Genomic DNA, 25256 nt, shown 5'->3' with positions numbered 1-25256 from the left:
AAATGAAAAATATTATTAAAAGCATTGGGGATTTAAAAATTTCTATTTTACTTTTTTTACTTTTTGCGCTTTTTTGCGCTTTAGCAACCTTTATTGAAAGTTCTTATGGAACTCCAACTGCTTGGGCTATGATTTATGGAACTCTTTGGTTTGGTTTAATTCAATTTCTATTGGGAATTAATTTATTTTTTGGAATGCTAAGATATAAAATGTTTCAAATTAAGAAAATACCTTTAATGGTATTTCATTTTTCTTTTTTATTTATCTTAATAGGCTCCATTATGACAAGATATGGAGGTTTTGAAGGTTTGCTTCATATTAGAGAAAATGATTCAAACTCATATATTGAAAGTTCTAAATCTTTTATTAAATTTTCAGCACTTAAAAATCAACAAGTTTATGGAATAGCATCCGATAAGGATATAGCTGTTTTGCCTTTTGCTAATTCTTTAAAGCTTGAATTAAATCTTGATAAAGATAAAGCAATATTACAATATAAAGATCTTATTTTAAATGCCAAAGTTTCTTATATAGAAGATCTCAATTCTTCTAATGCTTTATTAGTGTTAATGTTTGCAAAAGATGGACAAAATCAAGAAATTAAATTAAAACAAAATGAAGTTAAAAATATAAATGGTATTAATTTTTCTTTTATGAATGATGAAGTTAGAGCTCCTTTTGTTAAAATTAATAAAAATCTAGAATTAAGCTCTAGTGAAAGATTGAATTTTTTAAGTATGCAAGATAGAATCAATTCTCATCTTGAAGTTAACTCTAAAGCAAATGCTAAAGAAAAAAGGCTTTATGAAATTAATAATCTAAGTTTTGTTATAAAATTTGCTTCTTTACATGCAAAAGAAATTATAAATGGGGATAATAGACCGCAAGATGAAAGTTTTTTAATTTGGTTTAAAAATATTTGGCTTGAAATCTTTAGAACTTTAATTATTTCTTGGTTTGGAGAGCCTCATAATTGGAAAGCATCTTGGTTAGAAAATTTTAAATCCTTTGCCATGAGCACTCAATATCAAGCACTAAACTTAAATGGAAACAATGCTTTGAAACTTGAACTTTCATATCAAGGTCAAAAACAGGAATTTTACGTTTTTGAGTATGACAAACCAAAAGTTATTGAACTTAACGGACAAAAATTCTTTATTTCTTGGACAACCTCTTTTCAAGAATTACCTTTTTCGATTTATTTAAAAGATTTTATAATTGATAGATATCCAGGTTCTATGTCTCCAGCTTCTTACGCAAGTGAGATTAAAATTGAAGATAATAATATAAGTTTTGATTATAGGGTTTTCATGAATAATGTTTTAGATTACAGAGGTTATAGATTTTATCAAAGTTCTTATGATCAAGATGAAAAAGGAACAATACTTTCAGTTAATAAAGATCCTGGAAAAATTCCAACCTATATTGGATATTTTTTATTATGTTTAGGAATGTTTTTAAATTTTTTAAATCCTCATTCAAGATTTAGAACTTTAGCAAAACTTATCAATCAAGATGCTCTTAAAAATTCTGCAAAAATTTTATTGTTCGCTTTTTTATTTTTGGGTATTAATAAGCTAGAAGCTTTTGAAAATAATATAAGCAATATACCAGTTATCAATAAGGAACATGCTCAAAAATTAAGTCACCTTATAGTTCAAAAATCTGGTGGAAGAATGGTTCCATTTGATACTTTAGCTAAAGAAGTTTTAGAAAAAATTTATAAAAAAACAACTTACAAAAACCAAGATGCAAGTGCTGTTATGCTCTCTATGCTTATTGATGTGCAATCTTGGGCGAGAGAGCCTATTATCATTATGCCTAAAAACAAAGCAATTAATGAAGAAATTTCAAAAATATTAAATATTCCTAGTAAGCCATATATTAGCTATATGGACTTTTTTACAAAAGATAATAATTATGCTCTTTTAAAATATGTTGAAAATGCAAATCGTAAAAATCCAAATACTAGAGGAGTTTTAGATAAAGAAATTATCAAGCTTGACGAAAGAGCAAATATAGTAAATTTAATCTTTAGTGGAGAATTGTTTAAATTTATTCCTCTTCAAAATGATAAAAATAATACCTGGGTTGCGCCTTTTTCAGCAATGCAAGTTACCAAAGGAGAAGAAAATTTAATCGTTTTAAATTTGATAAAAAATTATTTCTTATCCGTTGAAGATAGTATTAAAACAAATGATTGGTCTAAGGCACATGAAGCTTTAGAATTAATTGAAAAATATCAAGAAAAATTTGGTGGAAGCATTATGCCAAATCAAACTAAAATTTCTATAGAAATTTTTACAAATCATTTACAATTATTTGTAAAATTGATCCCTGTGTACTTACTAGCGGGTCTTTTACTTTTAATCTTAGTTTTAACTAAAATGTTAAATTCTAATATTAAAATTAATTTAATATTTAAAATTGTATATATTTTAAATATTATAGTCTTTATTATTCATAGTATAGGATTATGTTTAAGAGCTTATTTAGCTGACCATGCTCCTTGGAGCAATGCTTATGAAAGTATGGTTTATATATCTTGGGCTTTAGCTTTATCTGGAATTTTCTTTTCTAAAAAAAGTCCTATAGCTCTTTCTTTAACTTCAATTTTAGCAGGTATAGTTCTTTTTGTGGCACATTTAAGTGAAATGGATCCTCAAATTACTAATTTAGTGCCAGTCTTAAATTCTTATTGGCTTACAATTCATGTTTCTGTTATTACTGCAAGTTATGGATTTTTGGGACTCTGTGCTTTACTTGCTATTTTTACATTAGTTTTGATGTGTTTTTTAAAAGATGGGGGCAAATATAACGCAAATATCTTAAGAAATATTACAGAAGCAACAAGAATAAATGAAATGGCAATGATTTTAGGACTTTGCTTACTAACTGCTGGAAATTTTTTAGGTGCTATTTGGGCTAATGAAAGCTGGGGTAGATATTGGAGCTGGGACTCTAAAGAAACTTGGGCATTAGTTAGCATACTCGTTTACGCAGCTATACTTCATATTAGAATGATTCCAAAATTATGCAATCAGTATAATTTTGCAGTTAGCTCAATGTTTGCTTATTGGGTAATTATTATGACATATTTTGGGGTAAATTATTTTCTAGTTGGTATGCACTCTTATGCCGCTGGAGAAGCTGTTCAAATTCCAAGTTATGTTTATTGGGGATTTTTTATGATGATAGTTTTAAGTTTGTTAGCTTATAAAAAGCGTCATTTTGTTAGCAAATTATAATGCATCAAGTATTTTTTATTGTTTTAATAGCAGCTATTTTACTTTTGATTTTTTTAAGTATAATAGCTTATCTTATTATTAATGATGGCAAAAAAAATAAAAAACTCAAAACGTCAAATAACAAAGTTGCAAAAAAAACCAAGGTATTTGATACAGATTTAGATAAAATGATAGCTACCGCTAAAGATACCTCTTTAAGTGATGAAGATTTAAAAACCCTTGCTCAATTATTTATGAGTGTACATAAACTCGGTAGCAAAAAATCCAAAGAGCTAGATGAAACAACAAAAAAGAAATTAGATTTTATTGCAGCTTTTAGCTCCAATAATAATGCAAGCCCTCAGACTATAAGTTTCTTAAATAAGGAATTAAAGAAAGTATCTGCTTCTTATAAAAAAGAAATTGATGCTTATGAGCAAATGGGTCTTGCTAAGAGAAAAATAAAAGAAGATAGCAGTGCCTCATAAATTAATAGTATTTTTAACATGCAAAATTAATTCATCGGCACCATTTGGTTTTATTTTATCTGTTAAATTTTTAGATATTTTTTCTAAATTTAAATTTAGAATTGCTTGAAGTAATTTTTCTTCGTCCAGGCTTGATTGTAAAAAAATTTCACATAAATTTTGATCTTTTAAAAATTTAGCATTAAAAAATTGATGATCTTTAGCTGCATAAGGATAGGGTATAAAAATGGCTGGAATAGTGCTAGCACAAAGTTCAAAAAGTGTACTTGCTCCAGATCTTGAAATAGCCAAGTCCGCCTTTTCTATCTTAGCACTTATATTGTTATCAAAAGCAAAAAGATCAACTTTTATGTCTAATTGTTCATATTTTTTTTTACAAAGTTCTAATTCATTTTTTCCACACTGATGTATGATTTTAATACCTTTTTCGTTAAGTTTTATAGCTAAATTTAGAGCTAAAGAATTAATAAAGCTAGCTCCTTGAGAACCCCCTAAAAATATAATTGTTTTAAGTTCTTTTCTTATTCTTGCAGTTTGAAAAAATTTTTCATCAATAGGATAAGAACAGAATACAGGTTCAAAAGAGCTAAAAAAAGCTTTAGAAAAAGGTTTTAAAAGAGAATTTAATGCTCCTTTTTTAGAATTTTGCTCATGAATAAAAAGCGGAATATGATTTATAATTGCCCCAAAAGATGCTGGAGCAGAGCTATATCCACCTACACTAAAAACAGCTTTTATTTGATGTTCTTTAAAAATTTCACGACATTTTGTACTTAATTGCAAAATCTTAAATAAAGATTTAAATTTAGCCATTTTTTTTTGGTTTACAACACCTTTTGAGTCCAAAAAATATTTTGCCTTAAAATCTAACTCATTTTCAAACCAAAGTTTATCTTGTCCATGAGTACTTCCTATATAAATACATTCTATATTTTGCTTTTTGGCACTTTGCAATAAACATTTTGCTATATTTAAATGTCCTCCAGTGCCTCCACCTGTAATTGCTATCATAATTTTACCTTTTTAGAAATCATTAAAACATAACCAATTCCTATACAAATAGCCCACATAGAGCTTCCTCCATAACTAAGAAGTGGCACAGCAACACCTTTTAAGGGAGTTAAGGATATAATACCAAAGGCATTCATAAAAAAAGAAAATAAAAGAAGCAAAGCAATGCCTGAACAAAAAATAAAATCTTGTTTTTTATCACATCTTCCAGCAATTCTAAAAATTCTTAAAATCATCCAAAGATAAATGATACAGATACAACCCAATCCAAAGAGTCCAATTTCTTCAGTAATTCCAGATAAAACAAAGTCTGTATGAACTTCACTTAAAAAACCTAATTTAAAAATTCCAAGTCCAAGACCTTCTCCAAAAAATCCTCCATGTGCTATAGCATTTAATGAATGAGAGATTTGATAGGGTTCATTATTAACACTTACTCTTAAGCTAGAAGCAATCCAATTAGGCAATAGAGGTAAAAAAGCATCTTGTATATTTCCCCACCAGCTAATAATTCTCTGAATTCTTCTTTGATTGCTAAAAATTACCATAATACCTATCATAATAATAATAATAGTGCTAAAAGCAAATAATCTTTTACTTGTTCCAGCAAAAAAAGCCAAAGCAAGAATAAGAAAAAATGAAATAACACTTTGTCCTAAATCATTTTGTGTTATGTAAATATAACCAATTACTATACTAGCAACAATACAATAAGGCAGTAAAATCAAAATTTCGTGTTTAATAGCTTTTTTATTGTCATCTATTCTTCTTGTATAAGACCAAGCAAGAAAATAAATAAGTCCTATTTTAAAAAATTCGACTGGGGATACCGAAATAGGTCCTATTCTAATCCATCTTTTAGCCCCACCACTAGCTGTAGCTAAAGCAGTTGGTAAAAAAGGCAAAATAATTATACAAAGAAAAGAAACTATAAGTAGAGCTAAAATAATTCTTTTTGCATTATTAGAATTAGGATTAAGGCGTGAAATAAAAAACATAATCAAAATTCCACTTATCCCAAAGAAAAGTTGTCTTATAAAAAAATGAAATTCACTGTATTCAAAATAAAGCACAGTAAAAGCAGTTAATGAGTAAGAAAAGACTATGCCTATAATAATTAAAATAGAACTTAAATAAAATAATTTTTTATCAGCTAACATTGGTTACAGCTTTAAATATTAAAATATTTTTAATTTCTAATATCATTATTTATAGATATACTTTCATTGGAAATTTATTAAAACATTTATTATATAAAATTATTACTAATATTTTTATATAATAGATTTATTATTTTAATTAAAAGGCGAATAAATGATACATAAGATTTTAATTGCAAATCGAGCCGAAATCGCCGTAAGAGTTATAAGGGCTTGCAGGGATTTACACATTAAAAGTGTTGCTGTTTTTACAGAACCAGATAAAGAATGTTTACATGTTAAAATTGCAGATGAAGCATATCGTATCGGAACTGATGCCATAAGAGGATATTTAGATATCGCAAGAATTATTGAAATTGCCAAAGCATGCAAAGCTGATGCCATACATCCAGGATATGGATTCTTAAGTGAAAATCATGAATTTGCTAAAGCATGTGAAGATGCTGGTATTATTTTTATAGGACCTAAATCAGAAGTGATATATAAAATGGGCAATAAAAATATTGCAAGAGCTTTAATGAACTCTAATGGAATTCCTATAGTCCCGGGAACTGAAAAATTAAATAATTATTCTTTAGATGAAATTAAGATCCTTGCACTAAGAATAGGTTATCCAGTGATTTTAAAAGCTAGCGCAGGAGGAGGGGGACGAGGAATTCGTGTTGTATATAAAGAAGAGGAACTTGAAAGCGCTTTAGAATCTTGTAAAAGGGAAGCTTTTAATTTTTTTAAAAATGATGAAATTTTTATGGAAAAATATATCATTAATCCACGACATATTGAATTTCAAATTTTAGGGGATAATTACGGTAATATTATCCATCTTTGTGAAAGAGATTGTTCTATACAAAGACGCCATCAAAAAGTAATAGAAATAGCTCCTTGTCCAGGAATTTCAGATAATCTTAGAAAAACAATGGGTGTTACCGCTGTTGCTGCGGCTAAAGCAGTAGGATATACGAATGCAGGGACAATTGAATTTTTACTTGATGATTACAATCGTTTCTATTTTATGGAAATGAATACAAGAATTCAAGTAGAACATCCCATCACAGAAGAAATTACTGGGGTTGATTTAATAGTACGTCAGATTCGTATAGCTGGTGGAGAGATACTTGATATTGAGCAAAGTGATATTAAGCCTAGAGGATTTGCTATAGAAGCAAGAATTACTGCTGAAAATGTATGGAAAAATTTTATTCCAAACCCTGGAAAAATCAACGAATATTATCCAGCTCTTGGACCTTCTGTAAGGGTTGATAGTCATATTTATAAAGACTATATTATTCCACCTTCTTATGATTCTTTGCTTGCAAAGCTTATCATTAAAGCAACAAGCTATGATTTGGCCGTTAATAAGCTTGAAAGAGCTCTTAAGGAATTTGTAATTGATGGAGTTAGAACTACTATCCCTTTTTTAATCGCCATAACCAAAACAAGAGAATTTAGAAGAGGATATTTTGATACATCTTTTATCAATACCCATATGCAAGAATTACTTGAAAAAACAGAAGATAGACATCAAAATAACAAAGAAGAGGTTATAGCTGCTATTGCTGCAACTCTTAAAAAAATTAGAGAAGAAAGGGAACATATATGAATTTTTTAGATGATTTAAAATGTATCAAAAAAGAAATGCAAAGAGAAAATAAAAATTCTGTTTTAAATCATAAAAATTTAAAAAGTACTCAAAATAATGAAAAAAAAATAGATGAACAAGATAAATTTCTAGAAGAGATATTTTTAAAAGAAAAAAAGCTTATTAATGAATTTCAAGAATTTATTAATAATTCTGACATTAAGAAAATTTATTAATGGATGAAATAGCTTTTTGCACCTTAGAAGATCTTTGTCCATATCTTAATGATAGAAATTCAAGAACAGAATATAAATATATTTTTAATTGTTCAAAAGAACTAAATCAAGAATTAATTTCTAGAGGTTGGAGGCGTTTTGGTAAATATTTTTCAAGGCCAATTTGTCAAAATTGTAATGAATGTTTAAGCTTAAGAATTAAAGCCAATTTGTATAAATTTTCCAAAAACGAAAGAAGAATTATTTCTAAAAATTCTCAAACTAAAATTATACTAAGAAAGCCTGCCTTAAGCAATGAACACCTTTTCTTGTATGAAAAATATCATCGCTTTATGGAAAAAAAGAGATCTTGGAAAAGATATGATTTAAATTTCAGACAATATTACAATCTTTATGTTGATGGGGCATTTGATTTTGGCTATGAATTAGCTTTTTATCAAAACAATCAATTAATTTGTGTTGATCTAATAGATATTTTAAATGATGGAATTTCTAGTATTTATTGTTTTTATGATCCTGATTTTTCACACTTATCTTTAGGAAAATTCTCCCTTTTTAATGAAATAAAACTTGCACAAAATGAAAATTTAAAATATATTTATTTGGGATATTTTGTAAGAGAGTGTCAATCTTTATCCTATAAAGTCGATTTTACACCAAATGAAATTTTAAAATCTACTAGCACACCCAATGAATGTGCTAATTTATGGGAGAGTGAAGATGCAAGTTGTTCAAACTTTAGAATCGATAAATGTTAATACTGACGATATTACCGTTTTTCATTATTTTAAAGATTTGATTACTAAAAATTTCTCAAAAGTAATAGGAAGAAAAAATAAAATTTTTTCTTTTTTTGAAGAAAATGAAATTCCACAAAGAAGATATTTTTTAAAAGTTCTTGACCAAAAATATAGAAAAAATACTAATGAAAGTATTCAAAATTTGGATAAAGCGCATTTTAAAACTTTTAGATTAAATTTTAAGCAAAATAATATGCTAAAGCCTATAATTTTCATAAAAATAGATTTTATACCAAGAAATATTCTTATGAAATTAAGCTCCAATGAAAAACTTTTCATTGTTTATGTTAAAAATTTTTTTAAAGATTTTAAAACAGAATACAATGAATTAAACTGCACACTAAGTCTTGAGTATAAAAATGAAAATACTTTAGAACTTTTTGAACTTTTTGTTAATGAAAATGAACACTTAAAATATTGTATAGATTTTTGCATCAATCAAGAAGAGTATAAGCAATTTCGTCAAAGTGTTAAAAATAAAGAAAATCTTAAATGGAAATTTAATGCATTGGCTAAGCTTTTTAATAACTATTTTGAAACTCTACAATGCACTCCGCAAAATGATTTGAGTGAAATCAGACAAAAATATTTAATGCTGGTTAAAATATACCATCCAGACTTCAATCAAAATAAAAGCAAAATAGAAAAATTCCATGCAAGAGAACAATTTGAAAAAATTCAGATAGCTTATGATAATTTAAAAGCGTTATATAAAAATAACGCTTAATTTAATCCATTTGTCTTCTTAAGAAAGTAGGAGTTTCTAAGGCATTGATCATTTCTTCATCATAACCCCCGCTTGCTTTTCTAATAATATAAGAGTTTTTCTTAGGAGCATTTTCTTCGTTTATTTTATTGGTATTATTAGTATAAGTTTTATCTTCAAAGCCAGTAGCAATAATAGTAACTTCAACTCTATCTTCCATATTATCATCTGTTGTTGTACCAAAAATAATTTTTGCATTTTCATCAACAATTTCTTCTATACTACTTGCTGCAGCCGAGATTTCTATTAAAGAACAATTTGAACTAGTTCTAAAATGTAAAATAACCCCTTTAGCACCCTTAATATCCATACCATCTAATAATGGAGACTCGATTGCATTAGCTAAAGCTTCTTCTACAGCATTTTCACCCTGAGCACTTCCTACGCCCATTAATGCCAAACCTCTATGACTCATAATGGTTCTAACATCTGCAAAATCTACATTAATATCTCCATTATCTAAAAGTATAGAAACCATACCTTTAACAGCGCGAGCTAAAATATCATCAACGAGTTTAAAAGCGTCTTTAATTCCAATTTTTTTATCCGCAATGCTTAAAAGTTTTTCATTTTGAATAACAAGAATAGAGTCGCTTTCCTTTTTAAGTTCCAAAAGACCACTTTCAGCTAATTTTTTTCTTTGTTTTCCTTCAAATTTAAAAGGCATAGTGACTACAGAGACAGTTAAAGCACCAATCTCTTTTGCTGCTTGAGCTATTACAGGGGTTGCACCTGTTCCAGTTCCTCCACCAAAACCAGAAGCAATAAAAACAATATCGCTTTGACTTAATGAAGTTTTAATTTCTTCAAAACTTTCTCTAGCACTCTCAGCACCAACCTCAGGAAGCATTCCTGCTCCAAGACCTTTTGTCTTTTTTTCACCTAGCTGAATTTTAGTTTTTGCTAAAGAATTTGATATTGCCTGTGCATCTGTATTTGCAGCGATTAAATCCAGATCATTTAAACCCATTTTTACCATGTGGTTGATCATATTTCCACCACCTCCACCGCAACCTATAACTTTTATTTTAGCACCTTTTGAATGTTGCATTTCCTCTACTAAATATTCACTCATAAAAGTTCTCCCTTAGAATTGATTAATAATTTTATGCCAAAGATTAGTAAAAATACTTGGTTTTTTTTCTTTTATATCTTTAGAATCATATTCTTGCTCTTGCATAAAAATTGTATCATTTTCTTGTAAATTTTTACTAAAATTTTCATCTTTTATTTCATCTATATCTTCAATAGCTATACTTTGTTTTATTTGTTTGTTAAAATTTTCAATTTCTCCTTTATATCTTAATTTTTCATTAGAGTCTAATTCATAAGGTGTAAAATATCCAGCACCATAAAGACATAAACCTATAGCACAGGTATTTTCAGGATCAGAAAAAATTTCATTAAACCCACTAATAAGCTCTTTTCTAGCTGTTGCTAAACGCACTGATTTATTATCAAAAGTTGCTGGAGCAAGTTCATCAATTCCGGCTAGTTTTGTCATTCCTCCAGTTAAAACAATGCCACCACCTATTGAATTTATATAGCGATTATCACTTAAAATTTTTGCTAAAATCATTAAAGTTTCTTCAGCTCTTGCATAAATAACATTCGAAATTACATCTAAAGATACTTCATTAACTTTTCTTTCATCTCCCATAGAAGGAATTTGTATCAAAGCATTTGGTTGTTGACTTAAAGATATATAATTTAATTTTATCTTTTCAGCTTCTCTTAAAGGAGTATGCAAGGCCATAGATAAATCTTGAGTTATATTAATCGATCCAATCTGCAAACAGCTATTGTATCTTATAGAATTTCCAGCATGGACAATCATATCACAAATTGCACCACCCATATCAATAAGTACAGCCCCCAATTCTTTCTCACTATCATCTAAACAAGCTATAGAAGATGCATAACCTGATAATACTATATTATCAACTCTTAAATCTGCTAATTCTACAACTTTTTTAAGATTTTTAATATGAGATTCTTGAGAAATTACTATATGAGTAGAAACTTCTAAACGGTTTCCATTCATTCCCAAGGGATCATCTACAAATTCATGATCATCTACTTTAAAATTATAAGGTAAAACATGAATTATTTCATAACCATTTGGCAAATTAGCAGTATGCTTGGCAGTACCAACAGCACGATGAATTTCTTTAATAGTAATTTCACCTTTTGGAATATTAACAACCCCTGTGCTATCAACACTTTTAGTATAAGCTCCAGATATAGACACTACAACCTTATCATAATGCACTCCAGACATCATTTCGGCACTTTTTACCGCATCTTCTATCGATTTTGAAGCAAGTTCTATATTAGTAATCGCACCTTTTTTTACTCCATTAGTTTTTGCTTTTGCAAATCCTATAACTTTAAGCCCTTCATCGTCTTTTTGAGCAATAATTGCACAAGTTTGTGTTGAACCTAAATCAATTCCTAATATATTCAAAATTAATTCCCTTTATAATAAATTTTTATTGGATATTCTTTTTTTAATTGTTCCACTAGTTCTTTTTTAAGTTCGTTGCTTTTTAAAGTTTTTAAATTTTGTTCTAATATATTTTTATATTCTTTAAATTTTTCTTCATTAAATAATTTCTGTTTATTTATTTTATAAACAACAGCTTTTGTATCGCTTAAAATAACATATGAGCTATTTTGATCCGAATTAAAAACATTCATTAGAAAATAATTAAATTCTACATCATTTAAAGTATTTTCATCTAATTTTTGAGAATTTCTAGAAGAATCTCTACTTACAAAACCTATACTGCTACCTTTAAAATTACCTATTTTATTTTGAGCTATTTCTTGAATTTTTTTTCTTGACTCTTGATTTAAATATTGCTCTAAAACATCATTTCTTGCTTCTTCGAAAGTTTTTAATCTTATAGGATCTACTTTATTTAATCTAAGAATTATAAATCCGTCCTCAAATTCAAAAGGTCTAAGAATTTCATTTTTAGTTGCTTTTTTTAATTTTTCAATTGGATATTTTACATCATCTTTTGTAATATTTAAATCTTTTTGAAAAGAAATTTTTCCAGATTTTAAGTCTAAAAATTTTCTATTAGCAATATTTTTTAATTCATTTAAACGATAATCTTCTAAAATTTTTTCTTTAGCATTATTAAAGTCTAATATTTTTCCATTAGTATCTTTATATTTAAATTTATTATCCTTATCGTTGTAAAAATTATAAAGTTCTTTATCACTATATTGTTTCATATTTTCTTTTATATAGTAAGATGAAATTTCATATACTTTTTGCGTTTTATAATTTTCTTTTGATTCTTGCCAAAGCTTTTTAAGTTCATTTTCTTCAATTTTAATTTGATTTTTATCATAATTTATTATTTCAATACTCAATAAATCTTGCATAAAAAAACTTGAACTTAACATTTTTAACTCTTGATCTTGATTTGCTAAATTAAAAATATCATTAAGTTTATTAATAAGCAATTCATTATAAACACTTTGTTCATATTCTTTTGGAGAAAGATTATTTTGCCTTAAAATATTATAATAAAACGTTTTATTGAAATCTCCTTGTTCGTCTTGAAAAAATTTAGTTTTTATTAATTCTTGTATTATTTCTTCATTGCTAACATTCAAACCTATATTCTTTGCAAAATTAAGCAAAAGTTTATCTTCTATAAGAGTATTTAATGCAACAAGGTCAATCTGTAAATCTTTGGCTTTTTGCTCATTAAGAGTATTGTTACTAATTTGATTGTAATAATTATAAATTTGATTGTATTTAGTATTAAATTCGCTAAATGTAATCTTTTCATCTCCTACAACGGCAACAGATGAATTACGATTTAAATTAAAATCATAAGCACCCCAACCAACAAATCCAGCTCCAACAAAAGCAATAACACTAATCCATATAGTAACAACAAGATATTTTTTATGATGCTGCATCCAAGTAAGCATAAAACTCCTTGACAATTTTTATAGCTTGTAATTGTATCAAATTAGTGTTTAAGTGTAGTTTAATTTTGTAAATAATTTAGTATTTTAAAGTTTTTTTCGTTATAATTAATTTTAAAAATTATATATTTTATATTAATCAGGATCTAAAATTTGCATACACCTCATATACCTGTTTTACAAGAACCAATTAATAATATCTTTAACACTTTAACACAAGGTATATTTTTAGACTGCACTTTAGGATATGCTGGTCATAGCAAAATGATACTAGAAAAACATCCAGATATCTCTTTAATTGCCTGTGACCAGGATAAAACTGCCTTAGACTTTTCTTTTTATTCTTTGAAAGAATTTAAAAATAGAATTACACTATATCATTGTAATTTTAGCGAAATTTTAAAAAAAATTGATGCTAAAAATATTAAAAATATAAGAGGAATTTTGGCAGATATTGGAGTTTCTTCTTTGCAACTTGATCAAAATGAAAGAGGGTTTTCTATAAATTCAGATTTTTTAGATATGCGCATGAATCAAGATGAAACTTTGAGTGCATTTGATGTAGTCAATTTTTATCCACAAGATAAATTAGCCTTTATTTTTAAAGAGTATGGAGAATTAAATGATGCTTGGAATTTGGCGCAAAAAATTATCAAAGCAAGAAATAAAAAACAGATTACAAGCGCTAAAGAATTAAAAGAAATCATAGGTTTAAGTAAAATTAATTCAAGAAAAACTCAAAAGGTTATATTAGCTTTTCAAGCTATACGTATAGAAGTAAATAAAGAATTAGAAGTTTTAAAAGATTTCTTACTTCAAATTGAAAATTTAAAATTACAAAATTGTATTTTAGCTATAATTAGCTTCCATTCTCTAGAAGATAGGATTATTAAGAACTTTTTCAAAAAATGGGAAAAAGATTGCATTTGCAATGACAAACTTTTTAAATGTGAGTGTGGCAAAAAAAATAGTCTAGGTAAAACTATTAATAAAAAAGTAATTACAGCAAATCAAGATGAGATAAGATTAAACCCAAGATCAAGTTGTGCTAAATTACGAGCTTTTTATTTTAAATAATACGGATTTTTAATGATAGATGAAAATTTTTTAAAAGAAAAACAAAATATTCGTCAAAAAATGCTTAAATATTCAAGAGCTATTAATCAAGGAGTTCCCTTAGATGATGAATTAAAAGATGAGCTTAGCGATACTGATGATATTTTAAGACGTAGATTTAATAAAAAAAGACGTCTAAATATTTTAGAAAAATTTAACGAAGAAATTGAATCATCTTCTGTTAAACCCAAAAAAGAAAATATTTATTTAAAAGAAGACCTAATCAATGTTAAACTCGAAGAAAAACCCTCTTTAACAAAAAAAATATTTTTACATTTTAAAGAAAAAAAATCAAAAAAAGATACACAAATCAAAGCTAAAAAAATATTATTTTCTAATTTTAAAAAAGACAAAAAGAAAGATATATTAGCACCAGAAAAACATTTCAATAAAGAACAAAAAAAACAAATAAAAAATGATAATAAAATATCAAATCAAATTTCAAAAACAAATTCTATAGCCAATGATATCAAAATTCAAAAAATACCCCCTATAAATAAAAATGAGATAAATAAATCTTTATCTAAACAAGATTTAAACCTTAAAGAAGAAGACAATGAAAAAACAAAAAATACTCTCTTAGAAGGTTTTAGTGATGCAACTAAAGAAGATAGAAATTTAAATTTCAATCATTTATTTTTTGTAGCTTTATTTATTAGTATTGTTTTATTTATATTTATTCCTCAAATTTATATTAGAAATCAGATTTATTATTTAAGTAGAGAAATAGCCATTTTAAGAGCTGAAGAAAGCGTTCTCAATGAAGAAAATAAAGAGTTAAAAAGAAATTTGGAAAATATACGTTTTCAAAACCAAATTTTAGACTATTTAGAATAATTATTAAACAATTCGTTCAATAATATATTTTCTAAGTGAATTTTGAGAAATTTGTTCTTTTAAGGCTTGTTTGTATATATTTTCTATGATTTTTGAGTATTTTTCATAAGAAAAACAAGGAAAATGATTGCTCCATGCTTTTTTAATTAATTTTTTAGTTATAATTTTTCTTATGTAAATTTTAAATAAATCAAAACCAATAAAAATACAAGAAGTTATAAAAACTGCACTAATAATGCTTATATGAAAATCAAGCAAAGTAAAAAAATAATGTGTTGTTAAAAGTAAAGGAAATAAAATCAAAATACATAAAATTCCATAATAACAATAACAATTTAAATTTTTTATTTTGTAATTTAATTTTGAACAATCAATCATCATTCCTTCATTAAATAAAACATTAGCTTCTAGCAAATCTTTAAAAAGTACAGGTTGATCTGAAACCTTAAAAAGAAAATTAAAACTAAATTGCTTAAATTTATCCATAGGTGCAAACCTTACTTTTAAGTAAAAATGCAAATATTATAATTACTAATTGTAAATTTAAGCTATAATTTTTAACAAAATTAATAATTTTTTGCATTTTTAATGAATTATTTAAGCCTTTATCTAGATTTTTTTACTATAATTAGCTTTTTAATATAATTATAAGGATAAATAGTGCTTCTTACAAAAGCTAGTGAATATGCTTTACTTTCTTTAATTTATATTTCTCGTCAAAACAAGTCACAAGATGTAGATCATATGTCTAGTGAGCTTAACATTCCTAAAAGTTTTTTAGCTAAAATTTTACAAACCTTAGCTAAAGACGGACTTTTGATTTCTTTTAAAGGCGCTAAAGGAGGCTTTGCTCTTGCAAAAAGTCCAAAAGAATATACTCTTAAAGAAATTATAAATAGTGTAGAAAAAAAGGAAATAAGTGTATTTGATTGCAGTGGTGGGATCTGTCCTAATAATAAAGAAGAAAATTGTTTTTTAATGCCTGTGCTTGTAAAACTTCAAAATAAAGTTGATGATTTTTTAGAATCTATTACTTTAGCAAGTATTATAGAAGATAATGGCAAAAAATAAAATTATTGACCTTGTTTTTCCTTTTTTAGGACCCTTAATTGGTCCTATTATTAAAGCTAAAAGTCTTACTATTGTTGGATTTATAGTTTGTATTTTAGCGATTATTATAGTTCCTTTACCAGGACCTATACTTGATTTTTTTTTAGCTTTAAGTATTGCTTTATCTGTATTGATTATTTTAATTTCAATTTATATTCCAAAACCTACAGATTTAACAACATTTCCAACTCTTATTCTTATTATTACCCTTTTTAGACTTTCTTTAAATATCGCAACAACGCGTATGATTTTAAGCGAAGGTCAAAATGGCCCAGAAGCCGTAAGCGAAATTATAGCTGCTTTTGGAGAATTTGTTGTTGGTGGAAACTATGTCATAGGCGTGATAGTCTTTTGTATCTTGGTTTTAATTAATTTTATGGTTGTAACCAAAGGAAGTACAAGAGTTTCAGAAGTTCAAGCAAGATTTACTCTTGATGCTATGCCAGGAAAACAAATGGCTATTGATGCTGATTTAAATGCTGGGTTAATTGATGAGCAAACCGCTAGAGCAAGAAGACAAGAGGTTATTGCAGAAGCAAATTTCTATGGCGCCATGGATGGTTCTTCTAAATTTATAAAAGGTGATGCTGTAGCTGGAATTATAATTACAATTATAAATTTAATAGGTGGCTTTTTAATTGGATCTTTTCAGCATGGTTTATCTTTATCGCAAGCTGCTTCAACTTATACAATTTTAACCATAGGAGATGGACTTGTCTCTCAAATTCCAGGTCTTATAACTTCAACTGCTACTGCAATCATCATCACACGAGCAAGTAAAGATGAGGATAATTTTGCAGAAGGAACACTAAATCAACTTTTAAGCGAATATCGAACTCTTTTAATTGTTGGTTTTGTGCTTTTTATCTTTGCTTTAGTTCCAGGTTTACCTCACTTTTCTTTAGGATTTATGGCATTTGTATTTTTGGGACTTGGATATCTGACAAAACAAGTCAAAGAAGGAAAGATTGATGTAAAAATGACCAAAAAACCTACAACAAATAATACAAATAATACAGGTTCAGCCCCAATAGCAGCAGCGCCTAAAAAAAGCGAAGAAGAAATTATAAAAGAAGAAGAACATAAAATTAACGATATACTAAAAGTAGAAATTTTAGAACTTGAACTTGGCTATGGTCTTATAAAACTTGCTGAAAATGAACTTACAGAAAGAATTCGCTCTATGAGACGTAATATTGCCCAAACTTTAGGTTTTTTAATGCCTAAAATCAGAATAAGAGATAATTTACAGCTAAAACCTAATGAATATAGCTTCAAACTAAAAGGGGTTCCTATAGCTAGTGCAGAAATTTATCCTGATAAATATTTAGCCATGGATAGTGGTTTTATAACAGAAGAAGTTGAAGGTATAGCCACAAAAGAACCTGCTTTTAATTCCGATGCACTCTGGATTGATGCAAATTTAAAAGATGAGGCAACTTTAAATGGGTATATAGTTATTGATCCAGCTAGTGTTATTTCAACACATATGAGCGAATTAATAAAATCTCACGCTTCAGAACTTCTTACAAGACAAGAAGTTCAAAATTTACTTGAAAAACTTAAAAATGATTATCCTGCTATTGTTGAAGGTGCTTTAGCTTTAGCTCCTGTAAGTTTAATACAAAAAGTTCTTAAAGATTTATTAAGAAATCAAATTCCTATTAAAGATATGCTAACTATTTTAGAATCAATGAGTGATATTGCAGAGGTAAGTAAAAGTTTTGATATGATTATAGAGCATGTAAGAGCATCTTTAGCTAGAATGATTACAAATATGTATCTTGATGATAAAGGAAATTTAGATATTTTTATTTTAGATTCTGCTACATCTAGCATATTGATGGAAAATGTCCAATTTAGAGACGGAAGCTATCATTTGCCACTAAGCGTAGCTCAAACAGGTGCTCTAGTAGATACCTTAAGATCTGAGGTTGCTGCAGTAACCAATGGAAGAATTAAACCTTTTATACTTTGCGTTGAACCACAGCTTAGAAAATTTATAGCTGATATTTGTTTTAATTTTAATATTAATATTGTTGTTTTAAGTTTTGCAGAAATCGCAGAAAATACGAACTTTAATACCGAAGGTATTATTAAAATAGAACTCTAAGGAAAATAATGAAAATTTACCATCTCTCTCATACAGACTTAGACGGTTATGCATGTCAATATATTGTTAATTTTTATTTTAAAAATGTAAATTTTTATAATTCAAATTATGGAAAAGAAATTAATGATAATTTTAATAATATTATAAAAGATATACAAGAAAATAGGGGAGAGAATGAAAAAATACTTTTGCTTATTACTGATTTAAATTTAACTCTCTCGCAATGTAAAGAATTTGATGAAGTATGCAAAGAAAAAGATATTAAAATTTTATTATTAGATCATCATCAAAGCGGTTTGGAATGTATGCAAAAATATTCATGGTATTTTTTAGATAATTCAAGATGTGCTGCAAAAATTGTTTATGACTTTTTTAGTGAAATCTGTTTTAATGACGAAAAAATGAAAGATTTCATTAATATAGTAAATGCTGTGGATATCTGGCTTAATAAAGATAAAGATTTTGAACTTGGAAAAGTTTGCTTAGGTCTTATTGCAAATGCAAAAGAGATTAATCGCGTAATGTTTAAAAAAGAACATATTTCTTATATGTTTTATCTTTTAGATCGTGCAAAAACTTTTATACAAAAAGAAAGATCTCATATCTTACTTGATAATGCTTTACATTTCATCAAAAAGGATTATTTTATAAAAGATAATGATGATACTTTAGCAAATTTAATTTCTAAATTTATTGTCGAAAAATTGCAAGATCACAAAGAAGAATTTACGATTTTTTATGAAAATCATAAAGGACTTTTAACTTCAAATATAGGCAATACCTCAATAATAGGAAATGAATTTTTAATCAATAATCCAGACTACGACTTTTTTCTTGATATTAGCTCGAAAAAAACTTTGAGTATTAGAGCAAATGGGAGTTTAGACGTAAGTTTAATGGCTAAAAAATTAGTCGGAGGAGGTGGTCATAAAAATGCTAGTGGAGGTTTATTTGCTAGTTTTAAAGATAGTACAAATTATAATTATATTAAAGCTCAATTTATAGATTTAATTAAAAGCAAAGAGATTAAAAAGGAAGAAAATGCACAAAAATAATAAAGAACAAGAAATAGAGGATTTAACTTATGAACTTAACATTGTTTTAGAAGCAATGCTTTTATATGCCGGAGTAAAAAGAAATAAACTTGATAAAGCAATTGAAATTTATATAGAAAACATTGATACAATTTTAGAGCATTCAACCAATGAAGGTGTAGATGAGATTTTAGAAGTTGTCGAATATCTTAGAGCACACCATAAAGAACTTTTTATATAATGAAATATTTATTTTTTTTAATTGTATCTTATAATTTTATTTTTGCCAATATTTTTGAAAGTTTAAAAGATTTTGCTTATGATAAAAAGGTTAATCAAAATATTAGTATTAAAAAAGCAGAGATTTTAAGTTTTTATGACAATAAAAATCCTTGTATTGAACTCTTAATTACAGACAACGAGGTAAGTATTTTAAAAACATTTAACTCTTGTAAAAAATTAAACAATGCCACTTTTTTAGAATTTTTAAATAAAGACTTTCTTTCTCTTTATCAAGACAAACAACTTACACTAAAAAAAGAATTAAAAAATTTAAAAAATGCTATGCAAGATATTATGATTTATTACAAATTACATTACTCATTTTCTAAAGATATTAAGGATATGAGCAAAAATCAAAATTTAACTATTTTAAATATAGATGAAAAAGAAGGCGGAGTTTTATTATATAAAATAAACAATCAAGCTTGCATTGGTATAGAACTTCAAAAAATAAACAACAGAATGGCTATGAAAGTCTATGGGATAGAAAATTTAGATAGGCAATGTAAAATCTTAATTGATTCACCTTCTTTTAAAAATCTTTCTTACTCAAAAAAAGATTTTAATTTATATTACTTAGAATAAAAAATACTTTTAATTTTTAAAAATAAAATTTGAAAAAAATTCATTTCTTTTTTTGATAAAACATTGAAAACACATTGATCTAAATCTTTTTTTTCTTGAAAACTTAAATTTTTCACATCTTTCCTTTATAAAATACTGCTTAATAAATTATATCTAAATAAAACTTTGCTATATATAAAATGTATTGATTTATTTTAATTTTAATTGACTTTTTTTCTTTAAAGTTCTATACTTTATCTATTCGCAAAAACAAAAAAGGAGCTTTCCATGAAAAAAACTTCTATAGTATTAGCAGTTTTATTGGTTGGAAGTTGTGCTTTTGCACTTGATAAAAATTTAGCTAAAACCAAAGCTCAAACAGGTATTAATTTACCAGAAGCTGAGTGGAAGCTACCTGAAGCCTTAAATGAAGATGGCACAATAGATGAAAGTAAAATGCTAAAGTCGAAATATTCTGAAATGGCAATTTTAGGAAATAAAGTTCTTAACGAAACTTCAAATTACTTAGGTCCACAAGCAAAAGATAAAAATAAACATTTTGCTGGCAATAATCTTTCTTGCTCAAGTTGTCATGCTGCTGCAGGAACTGTTCAAAATCAATCAGGATTTGTAGGAATTTGGGCAAGATTTCCACAATATAATGCAAGAGCAGATAAGGTTATTACTTTAGCTGATCGTATTAATGGTTGCTTTGAAAGATCTATGAATGGTAAAAGAATGCCTGAAAATACCCTAGAAATGAAAGCAATGTTAACCTATATGCAATGGCTATCTCAAGGCATTCCAACTGGTGCAAAAACAAAAGGACAAGGACTAAAAAAAATAGATTTTATTGACAGGGCTGCTGATCCAAAAAAAGGTAAAATTGTATATAATGAAAAATGTATAGTTTGTCATCAAGAAAATGGACTTGGAGTTAAAAACGAAGACAAAGTAGGGGCTTATTATATTTATCCCCCTTTATGGGGAAAAGATAGTTATAATACTGGAGCCGGTATGTATCGCTTAATCAAGGCAGCATCTTATATTAAAGAAAATATGCCAAAAGGAAATGCTGATTTAACCTTGGAAGAATCCTATGATGTAGCAGCTTATATAAATTCTCAAATGCGTCCTATTAAAGCAAATAGAGATAAAGATTTTCCTGATAGAAAAGTAAAACCTCTAGATATGGATGTAGGACCTTATGATGATAGCTTTTCAACTACTCAACATAGATATGGACCTTATAAAACTATGATTAAAAATTGATAAACTTTCCTATTAAGTTTTAAAAAACTTAATAGGAACTTAAATTTATTTAGCATTAAAAGCTTTTTCTACATCAAAAGGCATAGCCTGATATCCTGTATTTGTTCCGCTAAATTGAATTTGAACAGAAGGATTTTTAGATCCCCAAATAAATTCATCAATTTCTGGTTTAGGATCGCCAATGCTTATACCCTTACTTAAATCAAAAGCCATTCCAGCAGTTGCACTATATACCATTATGGAATTTTTATCTTTTTGGTATTCTACCAAAGATGTTACAGGAGAAAACCATTCGTTGCCTCTTTCTTTTCCGTATTCCCAAATTTGCTCTACTGTTTTATTTTGTTGATCAATCTTATATATAACAGCACGAGAATATTTTTGTGATGCAAAAGGTGGTTGTTCAGCTCCTCTTGCATCACCATTATCAAAAACACTTAAATATAAATAACGCTTATTTGATTTTGAGTCAATTCTCCAAGCTGTATGCTGAGTCCAAGTAAAATCAAATCCACCTTTTTCATTTTCATATCCTGGACACTTAGAATACTCATCTTCACAAACTATTTTAGCGCCATTAGAATTTATAGGTTGTAAAAGATATTGTTGAAATTTTTTACCCCATCCCTTATGAGCTCCTAATATCCATTTGATTTTTTTATCTCTACCTATTTTAACAATAGCACTTTGATGGCGACTTGAGATGATAATACTATCATCACTTGGATCATAATCTACACTATTAACATGTGCCCAGTTTCTACCTACACCTGTTCCAGCTATATCGCCAAATTGATTATTTTCATCCATTTTTGCAAGCTCTTCATCACTTAAAGTCACTCCAGCCTTATTGGCATCTATATTTAAACACACGGCTCCTTGATCAAGGGCTTTTATGATAGTACTTCTATAAGGATCTAAAATATCATATAATCTCCAATCATCTACCACATTGCCATTTTGATCAACTTCAATTACAACATCTCTAACGCTTCTTACATTTTTACCATCAGCTCTTTTGACATTTGCAGATGCTACGCGTAAAAGATAATGTCCATTTTGCATATTGTCCATAGCATGAGAAAAATCAATATAACTTGAAGGTAAGGTTCTATTAAAAATTTCTCTTCCCATAACATCATATTTTACATATCTTTGACCAAATCCCCAGGTTAAAGCCCCATCGTTATTTTGCTTAAAACCCATCATAATGCCACGATTATAAATATTATTCCAATCCATAAGTTTATCATTATCAAAATACCATCTAATTTCACCTTTGGTATCAATAATAAAAACATTGGAATTTTCATCCCACTCTAAAGCTCCTCCAGCTGGATTATTCCAAACAGCTTGAGAGCCTTTTCCAGATTGTTTTCCTGGTGCATTATTTACAAGATATAATCTATCATTAAATTTTTTATCCATTTTTATAATTTTAACATTTGCAAAAGGCGAACCTGTTTGAGAAGTATTTCCACTTGGCATTATACTTACCCCTGGAGTAGTTATCTTATAAACTTCATCAATAATTTTTTCACTTTTATTATTGGATATCTTTGTATAACTTACTTTTACACTATTTAAATAAGAGGGATAAAGACCAAAAATTGGAATTCCTCCATAAGTTTTAGCCATATTTTCGCTCACACTATAAGAAATTGTTTGACCATTTGGCTTAGGAAGTATAGTAACTTTTATATCTTTTAAAATATATCCACCATCCATTATAACAGCAGTTAAAGGAGATAAATTATAAGGATTAAGCTTTACAGCACCAATTTTTCCTTGAATTTGCCAATCCATCTTTGCCCCGCTAGGACCACCCATTGCTAATGAAATATTTGGAATAATTAAAGTTATACCTGCTAAAACCATTACACAAAAAGATTTACTTAATTTCATTTTATATCCTTATTTTCTTAAAACAATGACACAAATTTATGCATTGTTTAAAAATAAACTTATCTTACAATTCTCATTTATGCTTACCAATTCAACTGGTGTTCTTGGTTTTCCAGTGATTTTTAATGTAACAATAAATATAAAAATAATTACCGCTAAAACTCTTGCTCTTTTTTTATTTAAAACAAAAGAAATAAACATCAAAAAAAGTATCAATAAACAACATATAAAAGCTATAAGACAACAAATTGCCATATTTAAAAATTGCCATTTTGGAATCAAATACCAACCATTACTATAAAATCCATCTTCAAAATTAGGTGGATTACCAACAAAAAATTTTTGAATAAAATCAAGATTAGCATAAGCTGACTCAGGGACAACCGGAGTATCCATTCCACACTCTCCAGTGGGTAAAAACCAACTTGGAAACCACTCATGCAAAGGTAAATTAAAAGGATAAATAGGAGTTTCCCTACACCCATCAACGCCAGCAAAAGGATTTTCAGAATGAACAACTTCATGTATATGATTGAGCAATAAACAATGCTCAAACCCAAGCCAAATTCCATAAAATCCAAAAGTGTAACCAAATATTTTAGCAATATCACTTTTAGGATTGATAAGAACTATAATGGCGCCAAGAGCCATAACAAACATATCAAAACGTATATAAACACATTGTTCACAAGGTTCCATAAAAAGGTATTCTTGGAAAAGAAAATGAGCTATAAATGTAAGACCTAATGTCACAAAAAGGATTATAGCCCAAGGAATCCTAGTATCTTGCCATTTATAAATTTTCTCCAATAAATTACAGGACATAATACACTCCTATAATTTATTAAGTTCTTCTATAGCCTTGATAAGAGCTTGTGGAGATGTAATTGCTTGCGGTTTAATTTGATATTTTCCATTTACTACAAAACCTGGAGTTCCATAATTTTTAGAAATATCATTTGCATATTCATATGATTTTAAAATTTGATTCGCCTCATCAGTTTTTAAAAAATTTTCTAAATCATTTTTACTTACATTCATAGCTTTTAATCCAACTTCATAAAAAGCCTCAGGATTTTTTCCATTTCCCCATCTTTCTTTCTTTTTAAAATAAGCATTAAAATATGCATCAGAAACTTTATAAGTAAAGCTGTTTTTATCTGTTTGATCTATATTTTTTTCTTTGTCTTTAAAAGACGCAAAAGCAAAAATCTCATTAGCTTGTTTACCATAATCTCCCATAGATCTTACAGGATAAAAACTATAATTTAAATTTGGAAGTTTTTCTTTAATTTTTTCAAGGGTGTTAAATTTGTGATGATCATAACAATGAGTGCAACGATAAGAAAAAACTTCTATAACAGAATTTGGAACATTAGGAATAGGGGAGTTTAATACTATATATTCCTTTCCTTCGGTAAGGGCATTAGCATTAAATGCAACTAAAAAAACCGTAATGGTAGAGAATTTAACAATCTTGCTAAAAATCTTCATACAATCTCCTTATCCTTGTAAATTTCAGTCTCAATAAATATATTTTAAATAAAAATAAAATAATAATTTAAAAAACTGTTAATATATATTTTAAAACTATTTACTTAATGTAATATTAAAAATGATTTAAGAAAATTAAAAAATATTTTTTTGAATAAAAATGTTAAAAAATATTTTAAAAATATTACATTATTTTTTATGGATAAATAATTTTACTCCAAAAAGTAAACTTTGCATAATTCCTAAAAAATAATATTTCATGTTATTAAAATAGAGTGTTATTTTATAATTATTATAAAAGTTTGAAA

At 27.2% G+C, this 25256-nt stretch carries 24 protein-coding genes; 14 read left to right on the top strand and 10 right to left on the bottom strand.

Translation table 11 applies throughout. The annotated features are described in order from the left end of the window. Positions 1 to 2: 2 nt before the first annotated feature. Both CNZW441b_RS03955 and CNZW441b_RS03950 read left to right on the top strand, forming a co-directional pair. On the top strand, positions 3 to 3248 hold the full coding sequence (locus CNZW441b_RS03955; RefSeq protein ID WP_131166078.1) for a cytochrome c biogenesis protein: 3246 nt from the start codon (positions 3 to 5) through the stop codon (positions 3246 to 3248). After that, positions 3248 to 3715 carry a hypothetical protein gene (locus tag CNZW441b_RS03950; protein ID WP_131166079.1) on the top strand — a complete coding sequence of 156 codons (468 nt, stop codon included), beginning with the start codon at positions 3248 to 3250 and terminating at the stop codon, positions 3713 to 3715. The genes CNZW441b_RS03955 and CNZW441b_RS03950 overlap by 1 nt, the downstream gene beginning before the upstream one ends. On the opposite strand, the gene murG is transcribed toward CNZW441b_RS03950, so the two are convergent. Both murG and ftsW read right to left on the bottom strand, forming a co-directional pair. Then, a complete protein-coding gene (gene murG / locus CNZW441b_RS03945; RefSeq protein WP_243830597.1) occupies positions 3710 to 4729 on the bottom strand; it encodes an undecaprenyldiphospho-muramoylpentapeptide beta-N-acetylglucosaminyltransferase in 1020 nt (339 codons plus the stop codon). The genes CNZW441b_RS03950 and murG overlap by 6 nt on opposite strands. Further along, a complete protein-coding gene (gene ftsW / locus CNZW441b_RS03940) occupies positions 4723 to 5886 on the bottom strand; it encodes a putative lipid II flippase FtsW (RefSeq protein WP_131166081.1) in 1164 nt (387 codons plus the stop codon). The genes murG and ftsW overlap by 7 nt, the downstream gene beginning before the upstream one ends. Before the next feature lie 154 nt (positions 5887 to 6040). On the opposite strand from ftsW, the gene CNZW441b_RS03935 reads away from it, so the two are divergent. Genes CNZW441b_RS03935 through CNZW441b_RS03920 form a run of 4 tightly spaced genes read left to right on the top strand, consistent with a single transcriptional unit; the run spans position 6041 to position 9228 of the window. Continuing rightward, the gene (locus CNZW441b_RS03935) at positions 6041 to 7486 is read left to right on the top strand and encodes an acetyl-CoA carboxylase subunit A (protein ID WP_131166082.1); all 1446 of its coding nucleotides are present in this window, start codon (positions 6041 to 6043) and stop codon (positions 7484 to 7486) included. Next, the gene (locus CNZW441b_RS03930; protein WP_131163315.1) at positions 7483 to 7701 is read left to right on the top strand and encodes a hypothetical protein; all 219 of its coding nucleotides are present in this window, start codon (positions 7483 to 7485) and stop codon (positions 7699 to 7701) included. Before CNZW441b_RS03935 ends, CNZW441b_RS03930 begins: the two co-directional genes overlap by 4 nt. After that, complete coding sequence (locus CNZW441b_RS03925; protein WP_131163316.1) at positions 7701 to 8459, top strand: arginyltransferase; 759 nt, start codon at positions 7701 to 7703, stop codon at positions 8457 to 8459. The genes CNZW441b_RS03930 and CNZW441b_RS03925 overlap by 1 nt, the downstream gene beginning before the upstream one ends. Further along, the gene (locus tag CNZW441b_RS03920) at positions 8422 to 9228 is read left to right on the top strand and encodes an adenylosuccinate lyase (RefSeq protein ID WP_216681591.1); all 807 of its coding nucleotides are present in this window, start codon (positions 8422 to 8424) and stop codon (positions 9226 to 9228) included. Before CNZW441b_RS03925 ends, CNZW441b_RS03920 begins: the two co-directional genes overlap by 38 nt. Position 9229: 1 nt before the next feature. Here the strand turns inward: CNZW441b_RS03920 and ftsZ are convergent, their stop codons facing one another. The 3 genes from ftsZ to CNZW441b_RS03905 are packed head-to-tail and all read right to left on the bottom strand — an operon-like array spanning position 9230 to position 13224. Beyond that, on the bottom strand, positions 9230 to 10342 hold the full coding sequence (ftsZ, locus tag CNZW441b_RS03915) for a cell division protein FtsZ (RefSeq protein WP_131163318.1): 1113 nt from the start codon (positions 10340 to 10342) through the stop codon (positions 9230 to 9232). 12 nt (positions 10343 to 10354) lie between these two features. Beyond that, positions 10355 to 11734, bottom strand: coding sequence for a cell division protein FtsA (ftsA, locus tag CNZW441b_RS03910; protein ID WP_131163319.1), 1380 nt, complete (start codon positions 11732 to 11734; stop codon positions 10355 to 10357). Positions 11735 to 11736: 2 nt separating this feature from the next. Continuing rightward, positions 11737 to 13224 carry a peptidylprolyl isomerase gene (locus CNZW441b_RS03905; RefSeq protein WP_131166083.1) on the bottom strand — a complete coding sequence of 496 codons (1488 nt, stop codon included), beginning with the start codon at positions 13222 to 13224 and terminating at the stop codon, positions 11737 to 11739. 150 nt (positions 13225 to 13374) lie between these two features. Here CNZW441b_RS03905 and rsmH point away from each other — a divergent pair, with 150 nt between their 5' ends. Both rsmH and CNZW441b_RS03895 read left to right on the top strand, forming a co-directional pair. Beyond that, positions 13375 to 14298 carry a 16S rRNA (cytosine(1402)-N(4))-methyltransferase RsmH gene (rsmH, locus tag CNZW441b_RS03900; RefSeq protein ID WP_131166084.1) on the top strand — a complete coding sequence of 308 codons (924 nt, stop codon included), beginning with the start codon at positions 13375 to 13377 and terminating at the stop codon, positions 14296 to 14298. Positions 14299 to 14310: 12 nt separating this feature from the next. Beyond that, positions 14311 to 15174: a hypothetical protein gene (locus CNZW441b_RS03895; RefSeq protein WP_131166085.1), complete on the top strand. Its 864-nt coding sequence runs from the start codon at positions 14311 to 14313 to the stop codon at positions 15172 to 15174. A 3-nt stretch (positions 15175 to 15177) separates the two neighbouring features. On the opposite strand, the gene CNZW441b_RS03890 is transcribed toward CNZW441b_RS03895, so the two are convergent. Beyond that, a complete protein-coding gene (locus CNZW441b_RS03890; protein ID WP_131163323.1) occupies positions 15178 to 15660 on the bottom strand; it encodes a hypothetical protein in 483 nt (160 codons plus the stop codon). Between the two features lie 174 nt (positions 15661 to 15834). Between CNZW441b_RS03890 and CNZW441b_RS03885 the strand changes: the two genes are divergently transcribed. From CNZW441b_RS03885 to CNZW441b_RS03865, 5 genes are read left to right on the top strand one after another with little or no spacing between them, the layout of a single operon-like run. Further along, positions 15835 to 16245 (top strand): Rrf2 family transcriptional regulator, encoded by a 411-nt coding sequence (locus CNZW441b_RS03885; RefSeq protein ID WP_131166086.1) that lies wholly within the window; start codon positions 15835 to 15837, stop codon positions 16243 to 16245. Continuing rightward, positions 16232 to 18397 carry a flagellar biosynthesis protein FlhA gene (gene flhA, locus CNZW441b_RS03880; protein WP_131166087.1) on the top strand — a complete coding sequence of 722 codons (2166 nt, stop codon included), beginning with the start codon at positions 16232 to 16234 and terminating at the stop codon, positions 18395 to 18397. Before CNZW441b_RS03885 ends, flhA begins: the two co-directional genes overlap by 14 nt. A gap of 8 nt (positions 18398 to 18405) precedes the next feature. Beyond that, on the top strand, positions 18406 to 19452 hold the full coding sequence (locus CNZW441b_RS03875; RefSeq protein WP_131166088.1) for a DHH family phosphoesterase: 1047 nt from the start codon (positions 18406 to 18408) through the stop codon (positions 19450 to 19452). Beyond that, on the top strand, positions 19439 to 19672 hold the full coding sequence (locus CNZW441b_RS03870) for a hypothetical protein (RefSeq protein WP_131166089.1): 234 nt from the start codon (positions 19439 to 19441) through the stop codon (positions 19670 to 19672). Before CNZW441b_RS03875 ends, CNZW441b_RS03870 begins: the two co-directional genes overlap by 14 nt. Continuing rightward, positions 19672 to 20298: a hypothetical protein gene (locus CNZW441b_RS03865; protein ID WP_131166090.1), complete on the top strand. Its 627-nt coding sequence runs from the start codon at positions 19672 to 19674 to the stop codon at positions 20296 to 20298. Before CNZW441b_RS03870 ends, CNZW441b_RS03865 begins: the two co-directional genes overlap by 1 nt. Here CNZW441b_RS03865 and CNZW441b_RS08200 read toward each other — a convergent pair. Then, positions 20286 to 20414: a hypothetical protein gene (locus CNZW441b_RS08200; protein ID WP_279586433.1), complete on the bottom strand. Its 129-nt coding sequence runs from the start codon at positions 20412 to 20414 to the stop codon at positions 20286 to 20288. The two genes, CNZW441b_RS03865 and CNZW441b_RS08200, sit on opposite strands and share 13 nt — an antisense overlap. Before the next feature lie 151 nt (positions 20415 to 20565). Between CNZW441b_RS08200 and CNZW441b_RS03860 the strand changes: the two genes are divergently transcribed. Beyond that, positions 20566 to 21549 (top strand): c-type cytochrome, encoded by a 984-nt coding sequence (locus tag CNZW441b_RS03860; RefSeq protein ID WP_216681590.1) that lies wholly within the window; start codon positions 20566 to 20568, stop codon positions 21547 to 21549. Between the two features lie 45 nt (positions 21550 to 21594). Here the strand turns inward: CNZW441b_RS03860 and CNZW441b_RS03855 are convergent, their stop codons facing one another. The 3 genes from CNZW441b_RS03855 to CNZW441b_RS03845 are packed head-to-tail and all read right to left on the bottom strand — an operon-like array spanning position 21595 to position 24948. After that, complete coding sequence (locus CNZW441b_RS03855) at positions 21595 to 23454, bottom strand: aryl-sulfate sulfotransferase (protein ID WP_131163330.1); 1860 nt, start codon at positions 23452 to 23454, stop codon at positions 21595 to 21597. 36 nt (positions 23455 to 23490) lie between these two features. Further along, complete coding sequence (dsbI, locus tag CNZW441b_RS03850; RefSeq protein ID WP_216681589.1) at positions 23491 to 24279, bottom strand: protein-disulfide oxidoreductase DsbI; 789 nt, start codon at positions 24277 to 24279, stop codon at positions 23491 to 23493. Between the two features lie 9 nt (positions 24280 to 24288). Beyond that, positions 24289 to 24948: a thiol:disulfide interchange protein DsbA/DsbL gene (locus CNZW441b_RS03845; protein ID WP_131166093.1), complete on the bottom strand. Its 660-nt coding sequence runs from the start codon at positions 24946 to 24948 to the stop codon at positions 24289 to 24291. Positions 24949 to 25256 lie beyond the last annotated feature (308 nt).

Source organism: Campylobacter novaezeelandiae, from assembly GCF_018968685.1.
GTDB classification, from domain to species: Bacteria; Campylobacterota; Campylobacteria; order Campylobacterales; family Campylobacteraceae; genus Campylobacter_D; species Campylobacter_D novaezeelandiae.
This window is presented reverse-complemented; position numbering and strand designations above follow the sequence as displayed.

Coding starts and splice junctions, on each gene's coding strand:
- CNZW441b_RS03890 (WP_131163323.1), bottom strand. CDS start 15,660: ATGGATAAATTTAAGCAATTTAGTTTTAATTTTCTTTTTAAGGTTTCA.
- CNZW441b_RS03845 (WP_131166093.1), bottom strand. CDS start 24,948: ATGAAGATTTTTAGCAAGATTGTTAAATTCTCTACCATTACGGTTTTT.
- CNZW441b_RS03865 (WP_131166090.1), top strand. CDS start 19,672: ATGAAATATTTATTTTTTTTAATTGTATCTTATAATTTTATTTTTGCC.
- CNZW441b_RS03930 (WP_131163315.1), top strand. CDS start 7,483: ATGAATTTTTTAGATGATTTAAAATGTATCAAAAAAGAAATGCAAAGA.
- CNZW441b_RS03870 (WP_131166089.1), top strand. CDS start 19,439: ATGCACAAAAATAATAAAGAACAAGAAATAGAGGATTTAACTTATGAA.
- CNZW441b_RS03895 (WP_131166085.1), top strand. CDS start 14,311: ATGATAGATGAAAATTTTTTAAAAGAAAAACAAAATATTCGTCAAAAA.
- dsbI (WP_216681589.1), bottom strand. CDS start 24,279: ATGTCCTGTAATTTATTGGAGAAAATTTATAAATGGCAAGATACTAGG.
- CNZW441b_RS03920 (WP_216681591.1), top strand. CDS start 8,422: ATGCAAGTTGTTCAAACTTTAGAATCGATAAATGTTAATACTGACGAT.
- ftsW (WP_131166081.1), bottom strand. CDS start 5,886: ATGTTAGCTGATAAAAAATTATTTTATTTAAGTTCTATTTTAATTATT.
- CNZW441b_RS03875 (WP_131166088.1), top strand. CDS start 18,406: ATGAAAATTTACCATCTCTCTCATACAGACTTAGACGGTTATGCATGT.
- CNZW441b_RS03955 (WP_131166078.1), top strand. CDS start 3: ATGAAAAATATTATTAAAAGCATTGGGGATTTAAAAATTTCTATTTTA.
- flhA (WP_131166087.1), top strand. CDS start 16,232: ATGGCAAAAAATAAAATTATTGACCTTGTTTTTCCTTTTTTAGGACCC.
- ftsZ (WP_131163318.1), bottom strand. CDS start 10,342: ATGAGTGAATATTTAGTAGAGGAAATGCAACATTCAAAAGGTGCTAAA.
- CNZW441b_RS03855 (WP_131163330.1), bottom strand. CDS start 23,454: ATGAAATTAAGTAAATCTTTTTGTGTAATGGTTTTAGCAGGTATAACT.
- CNZW441b_RS03925 (WP_131163316.1), top strand. CDS start 7,701: ATGGATGAAATAGCTTTTTGCACCTTAGAAGATCTTTGTCCATATCTT.
- CNZW441b_RS03950 (WP_131166079.1), top strand. CDS start 3,248: ATGCATCAAGTATTTTTTATTGTTTTAATAGCAGCTATTTTACTTTTG.
- CNZW441b_RS03905 (WP_131166083.1), bottom strand. CDS start 13,224: ATGCTTACTTGGATGCAGCATCATAAAAAATATCTTGTTGTTACTATA.
- CNZW441b_RS03860 (WP_216681590.1), top strand. CDS start 20,566: ATGAAAAAAACTTCTATAGTATTAGCAGTTTTATTGGTTGGAAGTTGT.
- CNZW441b_RS03935 (WP_131166082.1), top strand. CDS start 6,041: ATGATACATAAGATTTTAATTGCAAATCGAGCCGAAATCGCCGTAAGA.